We start from the raw sequence: 8,630 nt of genomic DNA, 5'->3' as shown, positions 1-8,630 counted from the left end.
CTGCCTCCGTCAGGTTCACGCTTCTGGTCGTGCGCACAAAAAGCGGTGAGCCGACACGGGCCTCGAGGTTCCGAATTGCCTGGCTGACGGCGGACGGCGTCACCCCGAGACGCGTGGCCGCGGCCCGGAACCCGCGCAGTTCGGCAACGGCCAGAAACATGACCACGCCGTCCATGCGCGCTCGATCTATTGTGAAGTTTGATTGCACAGGCCGTACCAATATAGGGCGATTATCAAACAATCATGCTCCCGATAGACAGAAACCACAAGGCATCGAGCCCAGGAGCAAGATCATGCGTTCATTCCACATCAACAGTTTTGGCGGGCCCGACAGCCTGATCATCAAAGAGAGCGAAATTCCGAAGCCTGGTCGCGGTGAAGTCCTGGTCCGCGTCAGGGCGTCGTCGCTCAACTTCCGCGATCTGCCCATTTTTGCCGGCCAGTATCAGCCGACCGTTCAAATCGGCCGCGTGCCGTTGTCGGATGGCGCCGGCGAAATCGAGGCGATCGGTGAGGGCGTCAATCGCTTCCGGGTCGGCGACAAGGTCGTCAATTCCTTCTTTCCCAACTGGTTTGGCGGAACGTTGAACACGCCACCCGACCAGTGGGTCGTCCATCACGATGGCTGGCTGACGGAATACAAGGTGGTCAACGCGGAGATCCTTGTTGCCATGCCGTCTCACATGAGCTTCGAGGAAGGCGCCACGCTTTCCTGTGCCGCGGTGACGGCATGGTCGGCACTTGCCGGTGTTCGCGCCGGCGATGTGGTGCTCACCCAGGGCACCGGTGGCGTCTCACTGTTCGCTGTGCAGCTGGCCGTCGCGCTCGGCGCCAGGGTGATTTCGACGACCTCCAGCCATGACAAGGCGCAGACGCTTCGCAGGCTCGGCGCGCACGCCGTCATCGATTACAGCACGACGCCCGAATGGGGTGACGTGGTCCGCGACCTCACCAACGGCCGCGGCGTCGATCGCGTTGTCGAGGTGGGCGGCCCATCGACTCTGCCGCAGTCGATGAAGGCCTCCGCGGTTGGCGGGGAAATCTCCATCGTCGGCATCCTGGCAGGGTATGAAGGTGGCGTCGACTTCATGACCATGTTCATGAGCCGGGTCGGCTTTCGCGCGGTGACAGTTGGAAGCCGCCGGGACCTCGAGGACATGTGCCGGGCGATGGAAAAGCATGACATCCGCCCGGTCATCGACAGCGTCCATGCATTCGACGACGCCAAGGCAGCCATCGCACACTACGGCGCGCGCAATAGCATCGGCAAGGTCGTCATTCAGCACTGATCTCTTGCCGGACCTAAGGGAGCGCAGACGGGGCACGAACAACCGCTCGGCCTCGCCACGATCACATCCTCATCGGCAGGAATGGCAATGTCTCGATGAAGGGTCTGCTGCTAGTCTGCCCGCTTGGGCGGCAGCATCGCTGCCCTACTTCTTCGAGTTCATCGGCGGCAAACCCACCAGACTCGCAGGAAATATGCTTGAAAATATCCAGCACGACAGATGAAGAGCGCCAACAATTCATATCGACCCCGGGCGGCCTGATTTGAAGCCAATGCCTCCGCAAATATGAATCAGTGTTGCGTAAAGAGTTAGAATAACAAATATTAAAGCAAGCGCCGGATTTGCCGTATTCGGCGTTCAGCCGCTTCGAAGAGTGTCGCATGCGAGCTTGATCAATCATCGTCGGTGTTACGTTCTCTGCGCGGCCCTCCACAAGCGCCGGTTACGGAAAGGAGAAGGAGTTTGAGTAACCTGAGCGGAACCGCAATCGCCGAGCTCGGCAAGCTTATCGCCGACACCCTGAGCTTCGACGATCTAAACGAATTCGTTCACGCTAGCACCGGCGACCGGCTTTTCGTGGAGTATGTTGGCTTGGGGAAGCCGCGCAGAGCAACTGTCATTGAGCTGCTCAACGCCTTGGAAGAACTAGGGACAACCAAGCTGTTCCTCCGGTATGTGTATGTTCATCGGCCAGGCAGAGACGACGTCCGTCAAGCGATAGCGAAGCAGTGTCCGGCCGCGCTTGCCGTTCCCGACCACACGATCGCCATTTCTGCCCAGACTGCTGGGCAACTGCTGCCTAAAACCCCTGCGGAAGCGATGGCGCCCGGCCTACAGCGGAACGTGCGGCCCTATCTCGCAAAGCTCGACGTGCGGGTTTGGGTCGAGCGGCTGCTCGAGATAGAGCGCCGCGTCTGCCGTATCGAGTACGCTGGCACTGCCGCGGGAAGCGGTGTCCTCGTCGGGCCTGACGCCGTTCTTACCAACTGGCACGTATACGAAGCTGTGAAGGCGGCCGGATACCTTGCGGATCTCGCTTGCCGTTTCGATTACACGCGCCTACCCGACAACAGTCTGCAGGCCGGTCAGCTAGTGGCGGCGCATCCAGACCCGATCGATTGCAGCCACTACAGCGCCGCAGAGACGACCGACACGCCCGAGAACCCGTTGCCTACCGCCCAGGAGCTCGATTACGCACTGCTGCGGCTCAAGAGCGCGGCCGGAGAACAGATGCTCAATGGCGAAAAGCGTGGCTGGATCGTGCTACCCGCGGCGGCCCAGCCGCTCCCCAGTGACGCACCGATCCTGATCGTGCAGCATCCGGAAGGATCGCCGATGAAGCTCGCTCTCGACACGCAGGCGGTGATCGGACGCAATGGCAACGGCACGCGCCTGCGCTACCGCACCAATACGGATCCCGGCTCTTCTGGCTCTCCCTGCTTCAACATGGATTGGGATATCGTAGCCCTGCATCACTACGGCGATCCGAAATGGGCGAACCCACTGTTTAATCAGGGAGTCCCGATCGAGCTGATCCGCCAGCTCATCGCCACCAATGGTTTTTCCGGCGCGTTGGGCGACTGAAGGCAGCGAGAAGAGTTATGTCCATTCTCCCCAATCTGCGCCCTCTCGTTACCAAGGACATTGGAGCCTTCCTGAACGACAGCGATAAGATCCGGGACCTCGTCCAAGAGGCCACTGGCGAGAACCCACATGTCAACTGGACTAATCCAACGCTTCCGCTAGGTAAACAAATCTCGGATGTCCTGACGGGGCTAGAGGAAACGAAAGCCGATCGCTGGCTGCTGACTTATGTGTTGATTGCGGCGTTGGAAAACGGGCCGGAACATGACAAACTGCGCGAGCTGATTGTAAGGGCATGCCCTGAGACGCTAATCACAACACCAAAGCTGCAGCAACAGGTCGAACGCGTGCTCGCTGACCTGCAGCAGTTCCTGGTGACTCCGGTGCCGCCCAATGTGAGGGAGGAGTGGCGCCTCAAGCAAACACGGCTGCAGGCGATGGTGCAGGACACGGCTCGGCTGTTCGCCTACAAGAGCCTGCACGAGTCGCTGCATGGGCTGAAACTGCAGCTGACGTTTGGAGAGGTGCTTGGCCAGGCCACTGAGGCGCACATAGCGATCGACGATGCCCTCGAACGGGCCACTCTAGCGACGCCATTGCTCGGGGCCGACACCGACGAGGAGAGGGTAGAGCTGGAGTGGATGGCCGCGCTTAAGCCGCTGGGCACGCAGCTCGAGGCTGCTGCCGCAGCGCAAGACGGTAACATCGAACGTGACTTGATCGAGCAGGTCCGCGATCTTATCTGGCCGCATCTGATTCGTCTCAACGGCCACGTCTTCGACGCCGCCCGAAAACTGTCGCTGCCGGCAATCGTGGAGGATCCGCCGCTCGACTTCAGAACAAGGCCGGAGTTCATCGACTTGGGATATGCAGTGCACGACCTCAAGCCGACCGTGCTGGCGCGTGCTCTCAAGCACAGGATGTGGCAGGACGCTGAGAAGGAGTTGCCGCTAATCGACGCCCTGCTCGACGTGCCAGGCCCCACTAAAGCGGAGACCATTAACGATTGGTTCAGGTTCAAATCGCGCATCCTGTGGCTTGCCGAGCTCGACCCAGATGCTGGTTGGAGCGTGGACGCGAGGACCTTTGCTGACCAAATCAGCGACGCGATGGCCGACGCCGAGGAGCGGGACAGGATCAACATCCCGCGCGAAAACTATCGCAAGCTGATCGCGGCCTGCTTCTTCGCGATCGGCGCGATGCTAAAGGCCGACTGCGTCATGTTGCGGAAGGTCAATGAGCCGCTTAACGCGATCTTGCAGGAACTCGACCGTGTCTGAAACCGCAGCCACTACCGCCGGTTCGCCCGCGCCGGTTTCCGCTGCCGCACCGTTCGAGAGTTTCGCTGTGCTGCATCGGGAACACAGCGAACTTCGGCAGAGGTGCGGGAAGACGAAGGCAGACGCCCTGCGCGATGGCGTCGCCGAGAATGTGCGGCAGTTCATCCGCAGAGCAGCGGCAACCGGCGTGACGCTAGGCGAGCCGAGTGAGCGCAAAGGAGCGCAGGCGATCATCGAATACTGGTGTTCCGAACTGCTGGGATTACCCAATCCCCAGTCCGGTGACTTCAAACGCGTACGGCTGGCGGAACCTTCGGATACGTTGCAAGCGGCCGGTGCGACGAAAGCAGCAAACGCAAGGCCGGATCCTGAGACGCGCGACGTCATCCGGCTGGCTGCGACCGCCCGGTTGTGGCGCGACTCCGGGAAGAAGGGGTTTCTGCTGACTGGGGACGCTCTCAGCCACGCGGCCAAATTCCGCAGCATGGATGACGACATCGAGAAACTAGTACACGCAAGCCAGAAGGCGCTCCAGAAGATCTGGATGATCAGTACCATTGCGGCAATCGGGGGGGTGACTGCTGTGCTCCTCTTTCTCTTCGTCTTGGTGCCGCTTCTTAGCGAACGTGCTATCGTCGCCATCAAGAAAACGGCGCTTCGCGATTCCAACGGCGAATCCGTACGCGATAGTCTGTGGCAGCTTGGGCTGTACCAGCCGCTGCAGAAGCCATATGATCTTTCGGGCAATATCTTGTACCGAGAGGTGAAGGCGCCCGGGCTGAAGCTGAACGCGCCCAACTTCTCGTCGGCCACGTTCATATCGGTCGATCTTCAAGGCTCCGACCTGCACAACGCCTCTTTCAGTAACACGAGCATCACAGGAAGCAACTTTAATGGGGCGAACCTCTCGCTGACGCAGTTCCGCGAGGCCAACATCGCGGGAACATCCTTCGCCGATGCAGGGCTATACCGTGCGATCTTCGATCGGGCCTGCATCGGCGAAGACGTAAATTTTGAGGGCGCCGACTTGCGACTTGCCTCGTTCTGGGGGGCAACGTTCGATGATCGGTTCCCGTTCGACAGCAAGTTCAGAAATTCACCATGGTGGCTAGCCGAAGGCTGGAACTCGCGCCAGATCGCCGCGCTTTTGACTGCGGAACAAGCCGGATTTTTCGAGTCGAAGGGATTTGAGAAACATATCTGGCCTGCTCATGTGAAAGAACGTGCGGCGGCTAATTCGCCCGGCGCCTCGGAGAACCAGCTAGCATGGGATCTTGCGACTTGGGGCCTGCCCCCTCCTGCAACACCTCCCTTGCCGTCGCCTTCGCTTTCGTTGGACCAGATCTGTAGTAGTCGTGTCACTGTTCGCGCTAGCGAGCTTTCCAGACCAGAACTGGCACTAGATGCCGCCGAAGAGGCGGTGTGCATAGTGCAAAGGCTCAAAAAGTCAGACTCAGCTCCGAATTTGACGTGGAATCTGGCGAACCTGCAGGACACGAGAGCATATGTGCTGCTTCAGAGTGGCCGCAGCACCGAAGCGGCGGATATCTATCGAAACGAGGTCACGCCGATCCTCGACAAGGATGGTGGGGCGCTGTTCCGGGCGGCTGTGGCGCACCAGGCGATCGACGATCGCGACTTGGCGCTAGCCTTCCTCAAACGTTCGGTCGAACTGCGATATGTCCCGAGTCACGAGATGCACACACTGCGGGCTTATATCAAAGGAGATTTCCAGAAGGCGATCTACGAACAAATTGATAGATTCCGTCCTTCTATGCCGCCCCCAGCCTTCTGCCAAGGAGCACGAAGTTAAGCGCGGGCGAGCGAGTCAACACTGTACCGTGCACTGGCTCGGCCCTGCTTGGGCGGGCACAGAGCCGCCTAGCGTGGCCAAACCCGCCGCGATCCCGCATATCAGGGCGAAAATGGCTGCAAAGCCCAAAATTCTATTGGAACACACAACTGCTCCCTCCTAGGTTTGGAAAATATACACGATCAGACCATCTCCCGCAACACGAGGTTTTCAAGAACCCAGTCGCCAAGTCTCACTAGGCTTCGAATTAAGAACTCTAACAACAACTACTTATCGATAGATGCGCCGTAGTGCTGAAGTATGGGTCCGAGCAGTCCGCGGCGTCGCAGCATGGATGCTGTTGTGGCTCTACTACCCGCATCTGGATCGCCGCAAAAAAATGCAGCGCGAACGCCAGAAGGCCGAGCACACAGCCGCCGTCCCCTTGAGCCTTACCGCAACGCAGGCGGTAATCTCGCAGGTCCCCCGCATGCCGCTACCGAGTCCCGCCTAGCCATGCTGTTGAATAAGTCAGGGCGCGCAGAAGCGACCGACGAGTCGGCCTGCAGTTCCGATCATGCTCCATCCACGACCGCACGCTGGGTCGTTCTCATCATGCCCTTCCCATGAGACATCGAGATGACCAGGCAGATCGTCGACGCCGCCAGGCCGCTCGGCATCGTCGTCCACGATCACATCATCATCGGCAGGAAAGGGCAATGCCTCGATGAAGGGCGCCCTGAGGCGCCTCAGATCCGGCCAATCTCGCTAGCTGAGCGGCCCGGCTGCTTGCGAGATGAGTTGGGCGATCTCGTGCGGGTGAGAGATCAACGACAAATGGCTTGCCTTCACTTCGATGGTCTTTGCGTTCATGCGCTTTGCCATGAAGCGCTCGAGATCCGGGTTGATCGTGCGATCCTCGGTCGAGACCGCATACCAGCTTGGCTTCGAGCGCCACGCCGCTTGCGTTGTCTTGCCGGTGAAAAGCTTGTCAGAGATCGGCCCCTGGACGGCGTAGAGGATGCGCGCCTTCCCGCGAGGAATATCGCCGGCGAAATCGCGCAGGAAAGCCTCCTCGCCGAGCTTGCCGTAGCCTGCGGACCAGACGAGCCCGGCGGAGGCGGGCGGCGCCGCAAAAGTCTTGGCGAGCGCCGTGTAGTCTTCGCCCGCATCCGGCGCGCGCGCCGCGACATAGACGAGCGAGGACACCTTTGGATCCATTCCTGCCTCGGTGACGATCATGCCGGCAAAGGAGTGTCCGACAAGGACCGTCGGTCCATCCTGGAGGGTGATCGCACGGCGCGTTGCCTCAACGCCTGCCTCCAGCGTGGTCAGCGGATGCTGGACGACAGTTGCGTTGAGGCCTGCCTGTTGCAGCAGGCCAACCACCTCTGACCAGCACGAGCCATCCGCATAGGCGCCATGGACCAGAACGACATTGCGAACCTTGGGGGCCGTCTGCGCGCGCGTCTTGTGGGAGCCGGCCAATATGCTCGTCGCCACCCCAGCGACGAGCGCGGTGGAGAAAGTACGCCGATTTATCATGATCGTGGATTCCTTGAGAGGTTGGCAGATCGCGCCCAGACTTGCGCCGGGACGCGCCGCAAATGCTTCGCCCGGCGCCGACGTCCACACTTCGCAGCCTGTCGAGCCTTCGTTACGGCCGTCACCGCTTCGTGATCGCATGCCTCGGGCTCTCGCCGAGCTCGGAGGCTTTTTGTGGGGCTGAACCCGAGCGCACACGCTTCAGCTAGCATTCCTCTCGAGCACGCCGCCGCCAAGCCTGCCTTCCAGAAGATCGCGCCGCTGCTGCAATTCGCCGGAGACGAATTTGGTGAAGGCGTGGACGCGCGCCGTGCGGCGCAGATCGTCATGCACGAGCACCCACAGCGCCGAGCCGATCTCCTCGATCAGCCCTCCGACCCGCACAAGCCCGGGCAGACTGTCGCCGAGATAACAGGGAAGTGCGGCAACCCCCATGCCGGCGCCGGCAGCGTGCGACATCGTCACCAGGGAATCCGCGCGCAAGGCAATCTCGGCATCCGGCAGTGACGACCGCATCCAGCGGGCGACGCCGGTGTTGGCCAAGCTGTCATCGGGCGCGATCCAGCGCAGGAGCCCAAATCTCGGCTCCGCCGGCAGCGTCTCGGCATAGGAGCGTGCCGCATAGGCGGCGAAGGCGACGCCCGAAATGCGCCTGCCGACCAGGATTTCCTGCGGCTGCGACACCGGCCGGATCGCCACGTCGGCATCCCGATGCGTCAGATTGGCGATCGAATTCTGCGTCATCGCCTCGACCCGTATGCCGGGATGCAGCTTGTGGAATGCAGCCAGGATCGGCGGCAGCACCGACACCATAAGCGTGTCGGTCGTGGTGACCCGCAACGTGCCCTCGAACCTCAGATCCTGCCCTGACAGTTTGCGCGCCAGCTCATTGACCGTTTCGGCCATTGTGCGCGCAGCACCCAGCAATTCCTCGCCGCCGGCGGTGAGCGCATAGCCCGTCGGCAACCGATCGAAAAGACGGATGCCAAGCCGCGCCTCGAACGCGTTGACGCGCCTCAGCACTGTGGTGTGGTTCACGCCCAGGATGCGCGCCGCGGCCGCCAGCGACGCGCCGTCGGCGACAGCCAGCACCATGCGGAGATCTTCCCAGTCGATGTGGTCGCGAGAGCTGTGCATTTA

Annotated in this window: 7 protein-coding genes; 4 read left to right on the top strand and 3 right to left on the bottom strand. The window is 61.0% G+C overall.

All coding sequences use genetic code 11. The features are described from left to right. Positions 1-208: helix-turn-helix domain-containing protein (locus H0241_RS04150; protein ID WP_181056173.1), on the bottom strand; the 208-nt coding region annotated here is incomplete at its 3' end. Positions 209-293: 85 nt separating this feature from the next. On the opposite strand from H0241_RS04150, the gene H0241_RS04145 reads away from it, so the two are divergent. The 4 genes from H0241_RS04145 (at position 294) to H0241_RS04130 (ending at position 5,966) form a co-directional block, all read left to right on the top strand. Then, entirely contained in the window at positions 294-1,289 is a 996-nt protein-coding gene (locus tag H0241_RS04145) for a zinc-dependent alcohol dehydrogenase family protein (RefSeq protein WP_181056117.1), read from the top strand. A 462-nt stretch (positions 1,290-1,751) separates the two neighbouring features. After that, positions 1,752-2,873: a trypsin-like serine peptidase gene (locus tag H0241_RS04140; RefSeq protein WP_181056116.1), complete on the top strand. Its 1,122-nt coding sequence runs from the start codon at positions 1,752-1,754 to the stop codon at positions 2,871-2,873. Between the two features lie 17 nt (positions 2,874-2,890). Then, positions 2,891-4,153 (top strand): hypothetical protein, encoded by a 1,263-nt coding sequence (locus H0241_RS04135; RefSeq protein WP_181056115.1) that lies wholly within the window; start codon positions 2,891-2,893, stop codon positions 4,151-4,153. Further along, positions 4,146-5,966 (top strand): pentapeptide repeat-containing protein, encoded by a 1,821-nt coding sequence (locus H0241_RS04130; RefSeq protein WP_181056114.1) that lies wholly within the window; start codon positions 4,146-4,148, stop codon positions 5,964-5,966. The genes H0241_RS04135 and H0241_RS04130 overlap by 8 nt, the downstream gene beginning before the upstream one ends. Before the next feature lie 747 nt (positions 5,967-6,713). Here the strand turns inward: H0241_RS04130 and H0241_RS04120 are convergent. Next, the gene (locus tag H0241_RS04120) at positions 6,714-7,493 is read right to left on the bottom strand and encodes an alpha/beta hydrolase (RefSeq protein WP_181056172.1); all 780 of its coding nucleotides are present in this window, start codon (positions 7,491-7,493) and stop codon (positions 6,714-6,716) included. A gap of 198 nt (positions 7,494-7,691) precedes the next feature. Continuing rightward, entirely contained in the window at positions 7,692-8,627 is a 936-nt protein-coding gene (locus tag H0241_RS04115; protein WP_268926399.1) for a LysR family transcriptional regulator, read from the bottom strand. Positions 8,628-8,630 lie beyond the last annotated feature (3 nt).

The organism is Mesorhizobium neociceri (assembly GCF_013520985.1).
Classification (GTDB): Bacteria; Pseudomonadota; Alphaproteobacteria; order Rhizobiales; family Rhizobiaceae; genus Mesorhizobium; species Mesorhizobium neociceri.
This window is presented reverse-complemented; position numbering and strand designations above follow the sequence as displayed.

What these genes read in the sequence shown, in the direction of transcription:
- H0241_RS04135 (WP_181056115.1), top strand. Translation starts at nt 2,891, where the DNA reads ATGTCCATTCTCCCCAATCTGCGCCCTCTCGTTACCAAGGACATTGGA.
- H0241_RS04145 (WP_181056117.1), top strand. Translation starts at nt 294, where the DNA reads ATGCGTTCATTCCACATCAACAGTTTTGGCGGGCCCGACAGCCTGATC.
- H0241_RS04115 (WP_268926399.1), bottom strand. Translation starts at nt 8,627, where the DNA reads ATGCACAGCTCTCGCGACCACATCGACTGGGAAGATCTCCGCATGGTG.